The sequence below is a fragment of the Alcanivorax sp. genome (assembly GCF_002733835.1).
Classification (GTDB): Bacteria; Pseudomonadota; Gammaproteobacteria; order Pseudomonadales; family Alcanivoracaceae; genus Alcanivorax.
Genome location: NZ_NVWY01000013.1, coordinates 15,593 through 34,243, shown reverse-complemented (window position 1 = coordinate 34,243; position 18,651 = coordinate 15,593). Strand labels below are relative to the sequence as shown.

The window sequence follows — 18,651 nt, the reverse complement described above, 5'->3', positions numbered from 1 at the left end:
AATAGTGCGGGAAACAGCCACCACCACTTGCAAGCCAGGCAGAGGATGAAATTGGGTCGCGAAGTGTACGCGAACCAACCAGGACCTACAAGCCTTTCCTTCTCGCCTTGACCCAGTAATCACGGGGGCTGCGGTTTCCTTGACTACCCGCCAGCCACTGCTAGCATTGCCCGCTGTCGCGCCACCCTTTGTCTGGACCTGAATACATGGATTTCAAGGCTATCTATGCCGTCGTCGATGACGACTTCGAGGCGGTGAACCAGTTTATCAGTCACCACCTGGATTCCAACGTCCCCCTGATCCGCGAAGTGGGCGATTACATCATTCAATCCGGCGGCAAGCGGCTACGCCCGCTGATCGCCATTCTTTGCGCCCGGGCCGCCGGCTATCAGGGCGATCGCCACGTGGACGTGGCCGCCATCATCGAGTTTCTGCATACCGCCACCCTGCTCCATGACGACGTGGTAGACGAGTCCAATCTGCGCCGCGGGCGCCCCACCGTCAATGCGGTGTGGGGCAACGCCGCCAGCGTGCTGGTGGGCGACTTCCTGATTTCCCGCGCCCTGCAACTGATGGTTGCCCTGCGCCACCCGCGCCTGCTGGACATTTTCTCCCAGAGCACCAACACCATTTCCGAAGGTGAGGTGCTGCAGCTGATCAATGTGCGCGACCCCAACACCAGCGAAGAGAACTACATGCGGGTGATTCACCATAAAACCGCCAAAATGTTCGAATCGGCGGCGGAAACCGGCGCCGTGCTGGGCGCGGACCAGGCCAGCGATCATGTGGACGCCTTTGCCACCTATGGCCGCCACCTGGGCATCGCCTTCCAGCTGATCGACGACGTGCTTGACTATCAGGGTGACGCCAGCGAACTGGGCAAGAATGTGGGCGACGACCTGGCCGAAGGCAAACCCACCCTGCCACTGATCTACACCATCGCCAACGGCTCCCCTGAACAGGCCACCCTGATCAAGGATGCCATTCGCAGCGGCGGGCTGGAGCATCTGGAACAAATCGTTGAAACCGTTCGCGCCAGCGGCGGTCTTCAATATACGGTGGACAAGGCGGCAGAGCACACCCGCATTGCCCTGGCGGCTATCGACCATGTACCCGCCTCACCGTACAAGGATGCCCTGTTCCGCCTGGCGGAAGAGTCACTGAAGCGCACCTACTGAGCGTACCGACCCACTAAGGAGTTACCATGCTGCGTGCAGCCCTGATTTTGACCGCAACCACCCTGTTTGCCGGTTGCGCCCTGAGCCCCCAGATGATCAACGTTACCCCCAAGGCAGACGTTGAAGCGGCCAATATCGGCCAGAATCAGCCGGTGCAGGTTATCGCTGTGGATTCCCGTGACCAGAGCGCCTTCGGCACCCGCGGCGGCGTCTACAAGGAAACCGCCCTGGTTCAGCCCGCCAACGACGTGAAAGCCGCCATTGAAGACGCCGTGCGCAAGGGGCTGCAAACCCAGGGCTTTAACGCCTTCAATCCTGGCGCCGACGCCACCCGCCTGGAGGTGCGCCTGGAACAGCTGGACTACGTGCCCGAAGAAGGCTCGGTGGTCAACGAAGTCACCCTGTCGCTGACGCTTCTCGCCGAAGCCACCCGTGGTGATGTGGTGCACACCGGCACCTACAAGAGCAGCGTGGTCCACGACCTGCCGCTCACCCCCACCGCCGATCGCAACCAGGCCATGGTCAACGAGATCCTCAGCGGCGCCATCACCCGCATGCTCAACGACCCTAAAATGCAGGCCTTCCTGGCCGGCAATGACACCCCCTGATGAACCGCGTGGTGATTCACTACTGCAGCAGGGATCCCCTGCATAACTCCTTGCGTGCTCAGGCTTTCAGGCTGGTTCGCAATCTAGGCGCAATTGTGAAGGTGTGTGTCGACCCATCGAGAAATTGCAACAACGAGTGCGGGGCAGCCTGAAAGCCCCGCAGGGCGTGACCTGAAGCGCGCATCTGCTGCCCTTTGCCGCTTGAAAAGGAAACCACCCTTGCCTGCGCGACAAAGAACAACAGCTACGCACTTCAGATCACGCTGAGCATGCAAGGAGTTATGCAGGGGATCCCCATGCAACTGGCTGCTGCGTAGCGGCTGGTACGCGCAGGAGCTGCTCGCCACCTTCAGTGATGAACTGGATGAAGTGACCCTGCAACCGGGCACCGGCGGCGTGTTCTCGATTGAGGCCAACGGGCAACCAATCTGGGACAGGAAAAAGGATGGCGGCTTTCCGGAAATCACCGAGCTGAAACGACGGGTACGGGATGCAGTCTGCCCGGAGCGGGCGCTGGGACATATCGACAAATAGTCAGCAACAAGCTGCAAGCCTCAAGCTACAACGCGACACATGTTTGAGGTTAACGAAAACAGCAGTCGTCGCGCTCCAACACTTGCCACGCGGCGCTAAAGGCCAGCACTATTAGAGCAGCATAACCCCGCGTTACAGCTCACAGCGAGTGGCCCGCTTCTATTCATTCTCCGGCCGCACCTCCACCTGCGGCTCTTCACTGCCAAACGGCACCGCCACCGTAAACAACAGCGGCTGGCAGCACACCTGGCAATCTTCCACGTATTCCTGCTCTTCCACCGAAGGATCCACCAACACCTCGATGGCCTCCCAGCAATGTGGACACTGAACCGTCACCGGCAACAACCCCGCCATTAACGCCCTCCAGTGGTTACCACATCGTCGGTCAACGTCAACTCGGCAATCCAGCCCGGCTCCTGATTGTCTGGCCAGGGTTCAGGTTGCCCCTGCCCCCACACCGGTCCAGGCCAGCATGGATCATCCGCAAAGCGGGCGATAATATGCACATGCAGCTGCGGCACCATGTTCCCCAGCGCACCGATGTTGATCTTGTCTGCGCCGGTCACCTGTTCAAGCTGGCCTGCCAGCGCATTCACCTGCGCCAGCAACGCCTGCTGCTCATCCACGGGCAAATGATGCCATTCGCGCAGCCCGTCCCGCTTGGGCACTACCACAATCCAGGCAAACCGCTGATCGTTCATCCAGCGCAACCAGCAAAGCTCTGTTTCTCCCAGAGCCCGGGTGTCGGCAGCAAGACGGGGATGAAGCGAGGACATAATTTCTCCTTTAGTAACGCGATACTCGACATCGCACGGCATGCTATGGGCGATAATCTGACGGGCTGCGCGCGGTCCAGCGGCGGAACGCGCGGGCAAAATTCGACGCATCGGAGTACCCCAGCGTCATCGCAATTTCGTCCACGGTTTTTTCCGACTGGGTGAGATATTCCACCGCCAGCCCTTTGCGCAGCCCATCCAGCACTTCCTGGTAACTGGTGCCCAGTTGCTGCAGCTTGCGCTTCAGGGTCCGCGATGACATATGCAGCTCGCCGGCCACTTCTTCCACCCCGGGGAAACGGCCACCACCGCCCAGAATGATCCGCCGCACCTGCCCCAGCAACGGCGGCGGCAGCTTGATGCTGGCCATTTCCTGTTCACACTGGTCCGCTGCCATTCTCGCCAGGCGCGGATCCGCAAACTGCAGCGGATACTGCATCCGCTCCACCGGGAAACGCATCTGGTTATAGGCACAATCGAAATACACCGGCACCGGCATCACCGGGCGCATGCGCGCAAAGTAATCGGGTTCCGGGTAGGAAAAACGCAACTCACCAATCACATCCAGCCCGGGCACCAGTTTTTCACCCATGAAATGGAAGCTGGAAAACAGGCTTTCCATGATCAGCGGTGCCAAATCACCCAATGCCAACAGCTCGTTGATCTGCATCACGGCCATGTCGCCATCGGTAAAGGTTTCCAGCTGCACCAGGGTGCTGCGAGTACGGAAATATTTCACCGCCAGCTCCAGCGCCTCTCCCAGAGTGGCACTGCTCATGGCCGCATAGCCAAGAAAACCATGGGACGACAGAGTCATGGACGCGCCCAGCTCCCAGCCCAGCCAGGGCTCACCGGATAACGCCATGGCCCGTGTCGCCACCACTTCAAAGTCCTGGGCGGTGATGCGCGCCTGGGGATCACGCCAGCAACCGGGCTCAATACGGGTGTCTGCCAGCAACGTTTCCGTGGCCACACCACGCCGGGACAACACATCCAGCAACAACGCCAGATATTCTGCTGATACGGAGTACTCCGTCGGGTCCATTTTTAGAATTGTCATGACTGCATTCCGATTACGCCGCACTGGCCCCAAATGACCGAATAGGCAACCATAGCGTCGCCACGCGGCGCTGACAAGTAACTCACGTTTACTTGCCAACAAACCAAGCGCTTGCTAGGTTTCTTCTTTATCTGGATACAGGCTCGGGAGAGAGCAGCATGAGCACACCACCACTAAAAGGGAAAACCCTGTTCATCACCGGCGCCAGCCGCGGCATTGGCAAGGCCATCGGGGTGCGCGCCGCCCGCGACGGCGCCAACATCGTCCTGTTCGCCAAAACCACCGAACCCCACCCGAAACTACCCGGCACCCTGTACACCGCCGCCGAGGAAATTCGTGAAGCCGGTGGTACTCCGCTGGTCTGCGTGGGAGACATTCGTCACGAAGACCAGCTCCAGGCCGCCGTGGACAAGGCTGTCGCCACTTTTGGCGGCATCGACATTCTGGTCAACAATGCCAGTGCCATCGCCCTCACCGGCACCGAAGCCACCAGCATGAAGTCCTATGACCTGATGCACCAGATCAACAGCCGCGGCACCTTTCTCGCCAGCAAGCTGTGCCTCCCTCACCTGCGTAAAGCCGACAACCCTCACATTCTCAACCTGTCTCCACCGCTGAACATGACGCCACACTGGTTTGGCCGCCATGTGGCCTACACCATGGCCAAATATGGGATGAGCTTGTGTGTGCTGGGGATGGCCGATGAATACCGGGGCAAAGTCGCAGTGAATGCGCTGTGGCCGAAAACCGTGATCAACACCGCCGCGGTGCAGAATCAGCTCGGTGGCGTACCCGCGGTACAGGCAGCACGGCAACCGTCCATCATGGCCGATGCCGCCCACGCCATCCTGTCTCGCCCCATGGCCAGCGCCTCCGGGCAGTTTTTCATTGATGAAGAAATTCTGAGAGAAACCGGCACGACGGATTTCAGCCCGTACCGGGTCGACCCGGCACTGGAAGACAACCAGCTGCTACCGGACTTTTTCCTGGACTAGGCAGACCAGGCAACCGCACAGGGTGGACTCGCGGCAGGGGTTACCAAAATTGTCACTTGCTGCCGCACCCCGCCGGCCACCCTGTCCCCTTTTTCATAGCAAATTTTTAAGTCTTTGTTATAAAAAGAGAAAAGCAGCAACCTGCGACTGGCACAGTTCTCGCTTTATTGATTCCAAATCACAGGGAACAGTGCCATGAGCAAGATACTGACCTTACACAAACACCGCCCCGAAACGGCCCTGAAGAACCTGAACCGGCTCACCGGGCTGGATTTTCAAAGCTGGCCGGAATCGCTGATCGACAACAGCGACACCACAGTGCGCGCGCAGGACAGCGAAGACACGGACAGGCCCGCCGCCCCGCAACGCGTCAGCCAGCAAGGCTGACACAGGCATTCTGGCAACCGACCGCACGGAAAGCAGAATCAGTAGTTGGAAATCAACTTGTCGGAAGACTTCAGTGCCGCTCCGCGTCGCTGCATGAACAACTCCTCCACCACATGGGTCATGGCGGGGTCCGCCAGACGCAGGGAAATCTGCACCTGCTCCACCTCGGCACTCAACTTCAACCGAATTGACCCTGACAACAGGGCACTGCCCTCGCCGCCCACATCGGCCGTATCCACCAGCACCGCCTTATCATTCTTGTTATCAATGTAGCGCACCAGCAGCTGCACCTTGCCCGGCGCGCCGGCAATACGCACCCAGGACGCCACATTAAATTCCGCTTCCCATTGACGGGCGCGGGCCGGGCGGCCCTCAGCCCAGATTCGGGAAGGCACCTTGGCGATAAACTTTTCAATCATGTCGCTCTCTCTAAGCCGGTACAGTCTTTTTTGCCAGTGTACGCATGGGAAGAAATCCCGACCATGGCCGGTTTGGCGTACTAACTTTGATGGACATCACACCTTGGAACTTCGCCGCCCCTGACTCGATGTCCAATTGTTGGACAGTTATTGCCTGTTCCTCCCTCAACAATCCCTACTCTTTGTCCACGCAGCGCAATAAACGTTGCACAGAAATTCTCTCTTTTTAACACCGGACAACGTTAAGGAATGATCGATATGGGCGAGCTGAAAGATCTCCGCGAACAAAGCGAATCTCTGGTAAACCGTGCCAAGGAACTGGGTAACAAGCTTTACCTGGCCGGCTTGGGCGCCTACGAAAAGGCCGAAGAGGGCTCTGAAGAGCTTCTCAACAAATACGTCGAGAACGGCTCCAAAGCCTTCGGCGACGATGCCGAAAACAAGCCCAAAGCCCTGCTGGCTAGCCGTGGCGCCCTGGTTGCTGCCCGCGAACTGCTCGACAGCGCTCCGGAAAAGCGTCAGGCCCTGTACGAAAAGCTGCTGGAAGCCGGCAAGAAAGAGCGCGGCGAGAAAGCCGAAGAAACCAATGAATACCTGCTGGCCGGCCTGGGTGCCGTTGCCACTGCGCGCGAAGAAGGTGAGAAACTGTTCAACGAACTGGTTTCCACCGGCGAAAAACGCGGCTGATTCTGTTTTTGTGAAAATGTAGTACGTGTTGTTTTAACTCTGTCTTACTCTCCTTTTGGGGCCCCGTTTGGGCCCCTTTTCTTTGTCTGACCCATCCGTCAGTCTGCCTTCCCCGAACTGCCTTCTGGCACTATTGCACCTTGTGCATACGCGGCCCATAGCGCTAGCCTTGATGCAACTGCATACATAACAAGAAAACCCGCGAGGTTTTACCATGGCCGACGATCGTCGCCGAAAACGCCCGACTACTGCTACCGGCCGACTGTTCCGGCTCACCGGCATGACCACCTCTATCGCCACCCGCGTGGCAGGACATCAGGTCAAGGGGCTGTTCCAGTCGGACCAGTCCAAAGCCGCGGATCGGGAAAAGCTGATGCAACATATCGGCAAGGAAGTGGCCGCAACGCTGGGCGAAATGAAAGGCGCGGTCATGAAAGTCGGCCAGATTGCCTCACAGATGCAGGATATCCTGCCCGCCGAAATCAGCGATCAGCTGAAAGTGCTCCAGAATGCCTCCGCCCCCATGCCATTTCATGTGATTCGGCGACAACTGGAGCGCGAACTCGGCGCGCCACTGAACGCATTATTCACCCGCTTCGATGAACAACCCTTTGCCGCGGCCTCCATTGGCCAGGTACACCACGCAGTGACGCTGGACGGCGCCGAAGTGGTGGTGAAAGTGCAGTACCCGGCGGTCAAGGAATCCATCGACTCGGACATGAAGCACCTGCGCCGCATTCTGCGCCTGGGCAGTTTGCTGAAAGTGGATGAAGCAGCACTGGATGCGGTATTTCGGGAAATTCGCAACCAGCTCCATGAGGAACTGGATTACCGACAGGAAGCCAACAACCTGGAGCACTTTCAGGCCTTCCACCAGGATCAGCCCTGGTTGGTCATCCCTCAGGTTTTTCCTGGCCTCTCCAGTGAGAAGGTGCTGACCCTGAGCTACGAAACCGGCACCGCACTGGACCAGGTGGACGATGCGCACGGCTTCGACCAGGCCACCCGTAACCAGCTGGGCGAACGCCTTTTCGATGCCATTGGCCAGCAGATCTTTCAGTTGCGGGCGGTCCATTGCGACCCTCACCCCGGCAACTTTGCCTTCCGCCCGGATGGCACCATCGTGATCTACGATTTTGGCGCGGTTAAACGCCTGCCCGAACAGGATGCCGAATTACTGAAGCGTCTGGTGCGCACCGCCATCAACAAGGACTGGAGCACTCTGGACACCCTGCTGCTGGAGCTGGGCGCCCGCAAAAAAGATACCCGGGTGAGCGGTGACTTTTATGCGGTCTGGATCGAGCTGTTACTGCGAGCCTTTGATGACGAACCCTACGATTTCGGAGACTCACAGCTGCATACCGACATCATGCGCCAGGTGAAGCGCACACCACTGGAACAGATGCTCAAGTTCCAGCCCTCCTCGCGCAGCCTGCTGGTAGAACGGGTCATCAGCGGGCACTACTGGACCATGATGAAACTCGGCGTGAACACCGCATTCCGTCCCAACCTGGAAAAAGCGATCAACGCCGCTGCGCCCGGGGACTGACCCCCACCAACAGACAGCCTCATCCACCACAAAAAAGCCCCTCACTCGGAGGGGCTTTTTTGTATCCCTGTGTTTGGCTACCGCAATCAGAACGCGGAACGCAGGCCAACACTGATACCGGAAATTTCTTCTTCATCGGTATCCACATAGCGCATGTATTCCAGGTTGGCGCCAACGGTATCGGTAATATTGAAATCCAGGCCAGCACCATAGGACTCATCTTCAAACGTTTCAGTATCGCTGTAGGAATAATCCACACCAGCCACCGTGCCATTGGCCGATACCTTGCCTTTCACCTTGGTATAACCGCCGATGACATACGGGCGAATCGTTTCGCCAATGGGGGCGCCGAGTTTCACGTACCCCCCGTACAGGTGATCCATTTCGAAGTCAGCAATACCCTGGGAGTCTTCGTCAAAACCCAGACCACCACGGGCTTCCAGCGCCAGAAAATCGGTAAACTCAAAACCCGCATTAACCGTGGCCGAGTCAATTTTCAGGGTGTCCGTGTCGTATTCTTCATTGTCGTACTGAATCTGGCTGTAGTTACCGCCAATGTAAGGGCCGGCAGCAAACGCCCCCGGGGCGGCGATCAGTGAACAAGACAGGACCAGTGCATTACGCATAATGACTTTCATACAGGACTCCTTTTCCGTTAAGTCACCGATTTCGAGACCTTATCTGTCGCACAGTTCCAGCGACTACGGTAAATTCTGTAAAATGAATCGATAACACCAACTCCGTATCCACATAACAGTGATAACAGGATCGGGAATGACACAAGGATTCGTCATCATCAGGCAGGGACTTGCCAGCCTCCTTTTGCTCGTACTGGCCGCATCAGCCCACAGCCTGACCCTCACCGATGATCAGGACAGCTACCAGGCGTCACTCGGCATGCAGTGGCTAGCCGACCCCCAGCACGCCTATAGCCCGGAAATGGCTCTACAGGCCTTCCTCGATGGCGCAGGCGAAGAAATTCACGACAAGTACCCCTCACTGGGTTTTCGTGACGGACCGCAATGGTTCCTCGTGCCGATCGACAATCAGAGCCGCCAGGTATCGTGGCTTGCCCGACTGGGGCGCCCCCATCTGGACTATCTCGATCTCTACCTTTTTGATCGGCAAGGCAAACAGCTGTGGCATAACCGTCTCGGTGATCGCATCCCCTTCGCCACCCGCTCCTTTGCCCACAATCATCTGATCTCCACACTCGATCTGCCGGTGCATTCGCAACGCTACCTGCTGCTACGCGCCCAGGGTGACAATGTCATTGAACTGCCGGTCTCGCTGATGTCACCGATCGCCTTCAACCAGCAAGACACTCAGGTATCCATTTTTTATGGGCTGTATTTCGGCGCCATGGTGGCCATCTTTCTGTTCAACCTGCTGATATTTGTCTCCATCCGGGACCGTAGCTACCTGCTTTATGTTCTCTATCTGGGCACGTTCACCCTGAACCTGTTCACCCGCGAAGGGCTGAGCTATCAGTGGCTCTGGCCCCAGGCCACACTGTGGAACCATTACTCATTACCGGTTCTGAATCTGCTGACCCTGGCGTTTTCGATTCTGTTCACCTGCCAGTTCCTGGAACTCAAAAAACGCGCACCGGCCATCAATCGCTGGCTGCTGGCCGCCGCCAGCGTGTTGATTCTCACTGCGCCGCTAACACTGGTGAATTTTCATTTTTTCATTCAGGCGAGTACCGCCGTTGTTCTTCCCTGGCCGCTTATCGCCATTGTGTTGTCTATCTGGCTGATCCGGCAGGGCTACAGCCCTGCACGGTATTTTCTGCTGGCCTTTACCGCCGTAGCACTGGCCACCACGGCATACATACTGAAAACCTTTCAGCTTATCGACGGCGGCTGGATACTGGAAAACGTCATGCAGCTGGGCACCTTTACCGAAGCACTGCTGCTGTCCTTTGCGCTGGCGCATCGCATGACCGTACTGAAAAGCGAGAATGCCCGTATTCAACGCGAAGCCAACGAAGTGCTGGAACAGCGCGTCACCGAGCGCACCGGGGAGCTGAATGCCGCACTCAGCGCCCGCAGCGAATTTCTGGCGGTAATGAGCCACGAAATTCGCACACCACTGAACGGTATTATCGGCACCGTGGACATGCTCAAGGGGACCTCCCTGGATGATGATCAACGCCACAACCTGAACGTGATTGAACAGTCCGGGAACAGCCTGCTGAACCTGATTAATGACATCCTCGATTATTCCCGCATCGAAGCGGGCAAAATGCCCATCGAGCAAACCAGCTTCAACCTGTTCAACCTGATCAATGAATCCCTGGCCCTGTTCCAGCACAAGGCACACGTTCACTCCAACACTCTGACACTCGACATTGCTCCCCATGTGGGCGAACGCTGCATGGGCGACCCGGTGCGGCTGCGACAAATTCTGGTAAACCTGATCAGCAACGCGGTGAAATTCACCGACAACGGCACCATCACCGTGCGGGTACAGAGGGATTCGGACAACGCGGATTACGCCTTGTTTGAGGTGCACGACAGCGGCATTGGCATTACCGAAGAGCAGCAGCGCCGACTCTTCGACCATTTTCAGCAGGGCGACAGCTCCACCAGCCGACGCTATGGCGGCACCGGCCTCGGGCTTGCCATTTGCCGGCAACTGGTAGAGATCATGGGAGGAGAAATCGGCGTAAACAGCCAGCCCAAACAGGGGTCTCGCTTCTGGTTCCGGCTCCCCATTCCTTCCACGGAACGCGCCGACACCTTTACCTGCGAACCCGTCGCTGACAACCAGCCCGGCCTGTCCGGCGGCCGATTGCTGATCGTGGACGATAACCACATCAACCTGATGGTGGCCGAGGGACTGTGCCAAAAACTGGGCTACGAGACGGAAGTGGCGGAGAGCGGGCTGGAAGCTATCGCCGTCTTGATGTCTGCACAGCAGCCCTTCGACCTGGTATTAATGGATTGCGAAATGCCAGACATGGACGGCTTTGAAACCTCGCGAGCGATTATCAAGCTGCAACAGGAAGGCCGCTTGCCCTGGGTTCCCATTATTGCCCTCACTGCCCACGCCATCCCGGACAAGATCCATGCCTGCCACGATGCCGGCATGATCGGGCATCTGGCCAAGCCGGTGAACCTGGCGCGCCTGCAAACCACCTTGCGGCAGATCCTTCGTGACGCCGGGGCACCACCTTCAAAACCCCATAACGTCTAATTCCAAAAAAACGCCCTGACTAATTCAGCCCCTTGAGCAACGAATCCACAATCCGCTCAAGATCATCCAGTGACGCGCACTGGCGGGCCAGCCGGCAATGGGGCAGATAACGATCCATCACCGCATCGCCGCTGTTCCAGCGGGAACGTGCTTCCGGGTTCAGCCACCACACCTGCTTCACTCGCCGACGAATCTGCTGCAGCACCTCTGCGCCTTCCGGGAGGTTGTTGTTGCGGGCATCGCCGAGAATGATAACGGTGGTATGGCTGTCCAGCTCCCGTTCACAACGGCGCCAGAAATCCGCAAACATTTCGCCGTAATCGGTGCCACTCCCGGAAAGACGGTCCAGCACCCGTCCCACCGCCACGTCCGGGCTGTAGCGCTGAAAATCCTCGCTGATTTCATCAAAACGAGAGGCAAACGCAAAGCTGCGCACCCGTGGCAGCACATCATTCATGGCATAGAGAAACTGGAGCAGGAAACGGGCCGCATCGCTCACCGAACTGGAAACATCACAAATCACCATCACCCGGCTTTTCTGCACAGGCCGCTGACGCCAGTGCAATCGGGCAGGAACCCCATCGTGACGAATACCGGCCACCAGGGTGCGCCGGGCATCCAGCATGCCGCGCCGGCTTTTCTTCATGCGCCGCTGATGCAGACTGGCCAGGCGCCGAGCCATGCGGCGCACCAGGGTTTTCACTTCCTGGAATTCACGCAGATGCCGAAACGGCACCGCACGCATGGTCTGTTCCCGCAACGCCCTCCCCTTGCCTGCACCATGCAGCAAAAACTGGCGCCGCACATGGCCGGCGGCCTGCTCGCGCACCTCCCGTCGCCACTGGCGCAGCGCCTCCGCCCGCGCCTGGCGGGGCGCATCGCCCTGATCCAGCTGCAGAATGCGGTCATCCACCGCCCCCATCCCCATGTTCATCAGCAGGCGACGGGTATACAGGCCCTGCTGGGTAATCACCTCCATCTGGGTGAAATCCATTTGTGCTGCGGCCTCAGCCAGCCGCTGCTCCAGCTCGGCAGGGGTTTGTGCCGTCAGGTCGTCGTCGCCCGCCAGCCCATCATCGCCCTGGGAAGATTCACCCGCCTCGCCCGCCTCCTCAACGGGTTCGGGCATGGCGCTGTTGTTCGATGTGGCCGCCGCCGCGCCGGGCGTCACCGCAAAGAAACGCGCAAAGGTTTCCTCAAACGCAGGGCGATCGTCTTCGCGCTTCACCAGCGTCATCGCCAGGGCATCGTGAAAGCGTTGCCGCCCTTGATAGCCCACCAGTGCAGCCGCATCCATGCCCTGGCTGGCCTCGTCCGGCGATATTCGCAACCCCGCTCCCCGCAGCGCCTGCACAAATTCTGAAAGGCGACGGACCGGCATCAGCGTTTGCCCAGCTTGCGCAACCAGGCAGGCAACAACTCCCGTGCCAGGGTCACGTCCTGCTCGGTTTTTAAAACCAGATTGAGCGTATCTGCCACCAGCTCCTGCTCCAGCGAATCCGCATGCAACAGCACCAGCGCCCGGGCCCAGTCCAGCGTCTCGGAGATAGCCGGTAATTTCTTCATGTCCTGCTCGCGCAGGTACTGAATGAACGCCACCAGTTGCTCGCGCAGTCGTGCATCCAGATCCGGCACCCGTGCCGCCACGATGTTCGCTTCCAGCTCCGCTTCCGGGTAGGGAATATACAAGTGCAGACAGCGGCGTTTGAGTGCATCGGACAACTCGCGCTGGTCGTTACTGGTCAACAGCACCAGGGGCTGGTGGCGCGCCTTGACGGTGCCCAGCTCGGGGATGGAAATCTGGAAGTCCGATAGCAACTCCAAAAGAAACGCCTCGAATTCCTGATCCGCCTTGTCGATTTCATCGATCAACAGTACCGCAGGTTCTTCACTGCGGAGTGCATGCAACAGGGGGCGCGGCTCCAGAAAGGTTTCACTGTAGAACGCTTCACCCAAATCCCCCAGGCGATCCATGCTGGCTTCCAGGCTATCCGTATCGGCCAGCATGCCACCGAGCTTGTCGCGCAGCAGTTGCGTATACAGCAACTGCTTGCCGTACTTCCATTCGTATAGCGCCCGGCTTTCATCCAGCCCTTCATAGCACTGCAAGCGAATCAGCGGCGCTTCCAGAAAGGCGGCGGCCGCTTTTGCCAGCTCGGTTTTGCCCACCCCCGGCGGGCCTTCCACCAGCACCGGCTTGTGTAGCTGCGCCGCCAGGTACACCGCCAGCGCAATGCGCTCGCTGCAAATGTAACCCTGCTCGGAGAAGCTGCGAATAATGTCTTCGACGGAGTCGATACGGGTTTTCATGGGCACTCCTGCACAACCTTGCCAAGGCACAGCGAAAGCCAGACCTTGCCTGAGCCAGACAGAGTAACGCAGAGCACGACGGGAGACACTGGCCAACCACGACACAACACCGACAGGAAGCGGCGGCATGCCCAAAACCAGCGCAGGAAAAGGGTCAATAGGCGAGCACAGAACGGTTCGCCCGGGGCATCAATGCAGAATGATGTTGTCCGCCAGCACCACGGGCGCAATCTCGCTGACATCCTCGACAATGGGGTCGCCATCCATGCTGGACACATCAAAGCGAGCCGAGGTGACATCACCATCAATCATGTCGGGAATGGCATCGAGAAAGGCGTCCACATGCTCGGAGCCAAAATGGATTTCCAGCGCATCCAGGTTCGACCACTGCTGCCACACCATAATCACCCTGGGCGCATCCGCCTGCAGGTATACCTCATAGGCCAGACACCCCCGCTCTCCCCGCGACGCACTGGCAAGCGCCTGCACCAGCGCCAACGCATGGGGCTGTTCGTCTTCTTTCACGGGAAAGGAGCCTTTCACTATGATCATGGAGGGTCACTACGCTGGGAAAACGACCATTGTAGCACAATCGAGCCAACGCTGCCCGGACCCTGCCTGTTTTCAGCACAGGGGCTCGACTACAAACTATCGCAGAACTGCACCGAGTCGGAGACCGGCACCCGATCCACTCGGGCCTTGTTTGCCGCGATATCCGGGTCCTCGTACCCAAAGCTGATCCCCAGCACGATGGCCGTACTGGACGGGATCCCCAGCATTTCCCGCACATCGTCGGGATAGTAACGCATGCTGCCCTGGGCGCAGGCGCCCAGCCCATAGGCACTCATGGACAGCAGCAATGACTGCACGTACATGCCCACATCCAGTCCCACGGTGACGCCGAACTCCCGCTCCATGCCAATAAACGCCACATGGGGCGCATCAAACAACTCGAAATTGCGCAATTCGGCACGCTGGCGACCAGGACGGTCTTCGCGGGCAATGCCCATGCTGCCGTACAGCGCCATGGCGCAATCCACCTGGCGCTCCCGGTACACCCCCTCGAAACGCGGCAGGCTGTCATAATCCGGAGCAAAAGGGACGCCCTGAGTAACCTTTTCCACCATGCGCTCGCGCAGCGCATCGCGCACGGCACCGGACGCTACCCACACTTTCCAGGGCTGGATATTGCAGTTGGAGGGAGAGCGCTGGGCAAGCGAGAACACCGCGTCCAGCACCTCCTGAGGCACCGGTTTGTCGGTAAAGCCGCGTACGGAGCGGCGCTGAATCATGGCATCAGCCAGGGAAATATCGTGGGCGGTCATCAAGGGCTCCTGTCAACACTCGCTCCGAGTCTACCGGGGCGGAGAGACAGACACGATGACCGTAGCGATCAGGCCGCTTGTTCGGACGCGTCACGCATGGCCTGGCAGATCTGGTCGATCACCGGTGCAGCCAACTCCATGCGGCCGTCGCAGCCATCCACCCCAAAGCGCCGGGCGCAGTCAGGACAAAGCACATTGAACACCAGTTCTTCGCCGTGATTGCGAGCCGGCAACACTGCCCAGTGTTCCATCCGGGCCTGCTGGCCGATACGGTGATAATAATCCAGATTGACCTCACCACCGGGTTCAAAATCAAAGGTGGCAGGGCAACGGCTGCAATTGAGCCACATGTCGTACAGTGCTGCGGCGTCGTACGGATCCTTGGGATCAAAAGACATCGCCACCTCCTGTGGCAATCGGCGGCAACGTTGCGGTATTAACGTTGCTGAGTTCGCGACCCTTTTTAGTGCATTTTACGGCACAAACCCACGAATCACGTCACAAACCGCCATTTCATAGCCGATTACCTACCGCCATCTGCCTGCCGCCCAGCGCCATCATTTCCAGCTGCAGGCAGGCATGATCCGCCAACACACGGCGCGCAGCGGGGCTACTGTCGAGCATGGAAATACCGGCGCCAAACATGATCGCAATGGCCGCTTGCGCCTCCTGTTCTGCCGGCACCTGGACCCGCCCCTGGCTGGCGACCGCCTGACGCACGTCTTCGGCCAGCTCGTCCACCAGCAACTGTAATTCGCGCTGAATTCTCAACCGGTAGCGATCATGGCTACCCAGACGCTGCTGCACCAACAAGCGAAAATCATTGCCGTTCTCGGCAATATAACGGGTAAACCGCCCGACCAGCTCCTGCACCGCCTGGGCCGCACCGATTTCGATCATGCTGCGCCGCTCGTACTCCATGGCAGAGCGCAGCCGAAAGCAACAGGAGTCAATCAGCGCCAACCCCAGCGCTTCCATATCCGGAAAATGGTTATACAGGGAGGTGGCAGCCAGACTGGATTCCCGGGCCACTTCGCGCAGCCCCAGGCTGTCCAGGCCACGCCCGCCCGCCATAAGGTTTCGGGCGGATTCCAGAATCCGTTCCCGGGTTTGCCGTTTCTGGCGCTGTCGCGCTGTTTCAGCCATAACAGTATCACTAACGAATGTTAGTTAAATAATCCCATAAACGACGGCCACGGCGCAACAACGCAGCGGTTACAAAACAATCTTTGACAAACACTTGTTAGCTGGAAGAGAATTCGCCTTACAGATGTAAGGCCTAAGATTTGGCACACGGCCTGATCACGGCGCATGATCAGACAGCGCTACAACACAACCTGCCTGCCCGAGCAGGCAGCAAGGAAGCACAAGGGGAAAGCAATGAACTATTTCGTTACCGGTGCCACCGGGTTTATCGGCCGATTTCTGGTTGGCCGTCTGCTGAAACGCGACGATACCCGCGTTTTTGCCCTGGTCCGCTGTGGCTCCGAGTACAAGCTGGATGCCCTGCGCAGCCGGCTTGGCGTGGATGCCGACCGTCTGGTGGCCATCCATGGCGACATCAACGAAAAACTGCTGGGCGTGAGCAAGCGTGATCAGGATGACCTGAACGGGCAAATCGATCACTTTTTTCATCTGGCCGCCATTTATGACCTGACCGCCGATGAAAACACCCAGCGCTACACTAACATCGAAGGCACACGGCAAACGCTGAAACTGGCTGAAAAAATTCAGGCCGGCCGTTTTCACCATGTCTCCTCCATCGCGGCTGCCGGCCTTTACGACGGCACCTTTACCGAAGACATGTTCGAGGAAGCCACCGGGCTTGATGACGCCTACCTGCTGACCAAGCACGAATCCGAAGCACTGGTACGCCAGGAAAGCAAAATCCCCTGGCGCATCTACCGCCCTGCCATGGTCGTCGGCCATTCTGAAACCGGGGCCATGGACAAGGTGGACGGCCCCTATTACTTGTTCAAGTTCATCCAGAAGCTGAAAGACGTATTGCCCAACTGGATACCTCTGATCGGCGTGGAAGGCGGCCACTTCAACGTGGTGCCGGTGGATTTCGTGGCGGACGCCCTGGACCACATTGCCCACCAGCCTGACCACGATGGCCAATGCTTCCACCTGACCGCAGACCGCAGCTACAGCCTGGGCGAGATCATGGACATCATCGCCGGCGCCGCCCAGGCCCCGCGGGTGGCCTTGAAGCTGGAAAACCGCCTGTTCGATGTGGTCCCGGGCTTTGTTCGCAAGGGCGTCAGCGCCCTGACCCCCAACCTGCTGCTCAATGCCGCACTGGACAACCTGGACATCCCGCCCTCGGCCATGAAGTTCCTCACCTTCCCCACCGAGTACGATAACAGCCGCGCCAAAGCGGCTCTGGAAGGCACTGGCATCGCGGCACCGGAGCTGGAAAGCTATATCCAGCAACTGTGGGATTTCTGGGAAAACCATCTGGACCCGGACCGCGGCGAGCGCAAGGATGAACTGCAACCGCTGCCCACCCTGCCCGAACGGGTGGAAGGCAAGGTCGTCATGGTCACCGGTGCTACCTCCGGTATCGGCAAGGCCAGCGCGCTGAAGCTGGCTCGCGCCGGCGCCACCGTGCTGGTGATTGCCCGCACCGCCGAAAAACTGGAAGAAACCCTGCATGAAATCGACCAGCTGGGCGGCACCGCACAGGCCTACAGCTGTGATGTCTCCGACCTGACCGACGTGGACAATTTAATCCAGCAGGTCCTCGCCGATCATGGCCATGTGGATATTCTGGTGAACAACGCCGGGCGTTCCATTCGCCGTTCCGTGGTCCATGCGTTTGACCGTTTCCACGATTACGAACGCACCATGCAGCTCAATTACTTCGGCGCCCTGCGACTGATCATGCAGCTGATGCCCAGCATGATCGAAAACGGCGGCGGCCATGTGATTAACATTTCCAGCATCGGCGTGCTCACCAATGCACCCCGCTTTTCCGCCTATGTGGCCTCCAAGGCGGCACTGGATGCTTTCACCCGCTGCGCCTCCAGCGAGCTGGCCCACGAGGGGATCCGCTTTACCACTATCAACATGCCGCTGGTGCGCACACCGATGATCGCGCCCACCAAGATCTACAACCACGTGCCGACCATCAGCCCCACCCAAGCAGCGGACATGATCTGCGACGCTATTGTGCGCCAGCCAAAACGCATCGCCACCAACCTGGGCGTCATGGGGCAGGTGATGCACTTCATCACCCCCCGGGTCACCGAAACCATCATGAACACCGGCTACAAGTTGTTCTCGGATTCCTCTGCCGCCCTGGGAGACAAGGAGGGCACACCGAAGAAGATCCGCCGCGAACAGGCCGCTTTCTCGCGGTTGTTCAAAGGGATTCATTGGTAATTTGACGCCTGACGCCTGACGCCTGACGCCTGACGCCTGACGCCTGACGCCAAAAATTAAAGCCTAAGGAAAAACCGGCTCAACCCGGTTTTCGTTTAATTTTTTCTCGTTATGCGTCCAGCGTCAGGCATCCAGCCTCCCATAAAAAAAGGCCCCGAAAACGGGGCCTAATTGTTTCCGGAGACAACCGGAAGCATACGCAGCGGGATCAGATCCCGCAGTCATAGTGCCGCCG

The 18,651-nt window shown here is 58.7% G+C and carries 20 protein-coding genes; 9 read left to right on the top strand and 11 right to left on the bottom strand.

The window, feature by feature from the left end; translation table 11 throughout:
* Window positions 1-206 precede the first annotated feature (206 nt).
* The 3 genes from COA55_RS08300 to COA55_RS08290 all read left to right on the top strand — a co-directional run bounded on the left by COA55_RS08300 (window position 207) and on the right by COA55_RS08290 (window position 2,320).
* Window positions 207-1,178, top strand: coding sequence for a polyprenyl synthetase family protein (locus COA55_RS08300; protein WP_290501459.1), 972 nt, complete (start codon window positions 207-209; stop codon window positions 1,176-1,178).
* Window positions 1,179-1,204: 26 nt separating this feature from the next.
* Window positions 1,205-1,786: a YajG family lipoprotein gene (locus tag COA55_RS08295; protein ID WP_290501457.1), complete on the top strand. Its 582-nt coding sequence runs from the start codon at window positions 1,205-1,207 to the stop codon at window positions 1,784-1,786.
* A 306-nt stretch (window positions 1,787-2,092) separates the two neighbouring features.
* A complete protein-coding gene (locus COA55_RS08290; protein ID WP_290501497.1) occupies window positions 2,093-2,320 on the top strand; it encodes a SelT/SelW/SelH family protein in 228 nt (75 codons plus the stop codon).
* A gap of 159 nt (window positions 2,321-2,479) precedes the next feature.
* On the opposite strand, the gene COA55_RS08285 is transcribed toward COA55_RS08290, so the two are convergent.
* Genes COA55_RS08285 through COA55_RS08275 form a run of 3 tightly spaced genes read right to left on the bottom strand, consistent with a single transcriptional unit; the run spans window position 2,480 to window position 4,156 of the window.
* The gene (locus tag COA55_RS08285) at window positions 2,480-2,674 is read right to left on the bottom strand and encodes a CPXCG motif-containing cysteine-rich protein (RefSeq protein WP_063519913.1); all 195 of its coding nucleotides are present in this window, start codon (window positions 2,672-2,674) and stop codon (window positions 2,480-2,482) included.
* Window positions 2,674-3,096, bottom strand: a complete 423-nt coding sequence (locus tag COA55_RS08280; RefSeq protein WP_290501454.1) for an HIT family protein — start codon at window positions 3,094-3,096, stop codon at window positions 2,674-2,676. The genes COA55_RS08285 and COA55_RS08280 overlap by 1 nt, the downstream gene beginning before the upstream one ends.
* 43 nt (window positions 3,097-3,139) lie before the next feature.
* Window positions 3,140-4,156: an AraC family transcriptional regulator gene (locus COA55_RS08275; RefSeq protein ID WP_063537251.1), complete on the bottom strand. Its 1,017-nt coding sequence runs from the start codon at window positions 4,154-4,156 to the stop codon at window positions 3,140-3,142.
* 158 nt (window positions 4,157-4,314) lie between these two features.
* Here COA55_RS08275 and COA55_RS08270 point away from each other — a divergent pair, with 158 nt between their 5' ends.
* Together COA55_RS08270 and COA55_RS08265 are read left to right on the top strand one after the other, a co-directional pair.
* Window positions 4,315-5,151, top strand: coding sequence for an NAD(P)-dependent oxidoreductase (locus COA55_RS08270; protein ID WP_290501452.1), 837 nt, complete (start codon window positions 4,315-4,317; stop codon window positions 5,149-5,151).
* 195 nt (window positions 5,152-5,346) lie between these two features.
* On the top strand, window positions 5,347-5,538 hold the full coding sequence (locus COA55_RS08265) for a hypothetical protein (protein ID WP_063520516.1): 192 nt from the start codon (window positions 5,347-5,349) through the stop codon (window positions 5,536-5,538).
* A gap of 38 nt (window positions 5,539-5,576) precedes the next feature.
* Here COA55_RS08265 and COA55_RS08260 read toward each other — a convergent pair whose 3' ends face one another.
* The gene (locus COA55_RS08260; protein ID WP_063520517.1) at window positions 5,577-5,957 is read right to left on the bottom strand and encodes a hypothetical protein; all 381 of its coding nucleotides are present in this window, start codon (window positions 5,955-5,957) and stop codon (window positions 5,577-5,579) included.
* Between the two features lie 249 nt (window positions 5,958-6,206).
* Between COA55_RS08260 and COA55_RS08255 the strand changes: the two genes are divergently transcribed.
* On the top strand, window positions 6,207-6,644 hold the full coding sequence (locus tag COA55_RS08255) for a phasin family protein (RefSeq protein ID WP_231880653.1): 438 nt from the start codon (window positions 6,207-6,209) through the stop codon (window positions 6,642-6,644).
* 214 nt (window positions 6,645-6,858) lie between these two features.
* Entirely contained in the window at window positions 6,859-8,193 is a 1,335-nt protein-coding gene (locus tag COA55_RS08250) for an AarF/ABC1/UbiB kinase family protein (RefSeq protein WP_290501448.1), read from the top strand.
* 86 nt (window positions 8,194-8,279) lie between these two features.
* Here the strand turns inward: COA55_RS08250 and COA55_RS08245 are convergent, their stop codons facing one another.
* Window positions 8,280-8,831, bottom strand: coding sequence for a porin family protein (locus tag COA55_RS08245; protein ID WP_063520520.1), 552 nt, complete (start codon window positions 8,829-8,831; stop codon window positions 8,280-8,282).
* A 136-nt stretch (window positions 8,832-8,967) separates the two neighbouring features.
* On the opposite strand from COA55_RS08245, the gene COA55_RS08240 reads away from it, so the two are divergent.
* The gene (locus COA55_RS08240; protein WP_290501445.1) at window positions 8,968-11,394 is read left to right on the top strand and encodes a hybrid sensor histidine kinase/response regulator; all 2,427 of its coding nucleotides are present in this window, start codon (window positions 8,968-8,970) and stop codon (window positions 11,392-11,394) included.
* A gap of 19 nt (window positions 11,395-11,413) precedes the next feature.
* On the opposite strand, the gene COA55_RS08235 is transcribed toward COA55_RS08240, so the two are convergent.
* From COA55_RS08235 to COA55_RS08210, 6 genes are all read right to left on the bottom strand, one after another.
* A complete protein-coding gene (locus COA55_RS08235; RefSeq protein WP_290501443.1) occupies window positions 11,414-12,775 on the bottom strand; it encodes a VWA domain-containing protein in 1,362 nt (453 codons plus the stop codon).
* The gene (locus tag COA55_RS08230) at window positions 12,775-13,704 is read right to left on the bottom strand and encodes a MoxR family ATPase (RefSeq protein WP_290501441.1); all 930 of its coding nucleotides are present in this window, start codon (window positions 13,702-13,704) and stop codon (window positions 12,775-12,777) included. Before COA55_RS08230 ends, COA55_RS08235 begins: the two co-directional genes overlap by 1 nt.
* A gap of 189 nt (window positions 13,705-13,893) precedes the next feature.
* Window positions 13,894-14,256 (bottom strand): putative quinol monooxygenase, encoded by a 363-nt coding sequence (locus tag COA55_RS08225; protein ID WP_290501439.1) that lies wholly within the window; start codon window positions 14,254-14,256, stop codon window positions 13,894-13,896.
* Window positions 14,257-14,345: 89 nt separating this feature from the next.
* Complete coding sequence (locus COA55_RS08220; protein WP_063520724.1) at window positions 14,346-15,029, bottom strand: nitroreductase; 684 nt, start codon at window positions 15,027-15,029, stop codon at window positions 14,346-14,348.
* A 68-nt stretch (window positions 15,030-15,097) separates the two neighbouring features.
* Window positions 15,098-15,427, bottom strand: coding sequence for a hypothetical protein (locus COA55_RS08215; RefSeq protein ID WP_290501436.1), 330 nt, complete (start codon window positions 15,425-15,427; stop codon window positions 15,098-15,100).
* A 115-nt stretch (window positions 15,428-15,542) separates the two neighbouring features.
* Window positions 15,543-16,175: a TetR family transcriptional regulator gene (locus COA55_RS08210; protein ID WP_063538537.1), complete on the bottom strand. Its 633-nt coding sequence runs from the start codon at window positions 16,173-16,175 to the stop codon at window positions 15,543-15,545.
* A gap of 234 nt (window positions 16,176-16,409) precedes the next feature.
* Between COA55_RS08210 and COA55_RS08205 the strand changes: the two genes are divergently transcribed.
* Window positions 16,410-18,416: an SDR family oxidoreductase gene (locus COA55_RS08205; RefSeq protein WP_290501433.1), complete on the top strand. Its 2,007-nt coding sequence runs from the start codon at window positions 16,410-16,412 to the stop codon at window positions 18,414-18,416.
* The last annotated feature ends 235 nt before the right edge of the window (window positions 18,417-18,651 follow it).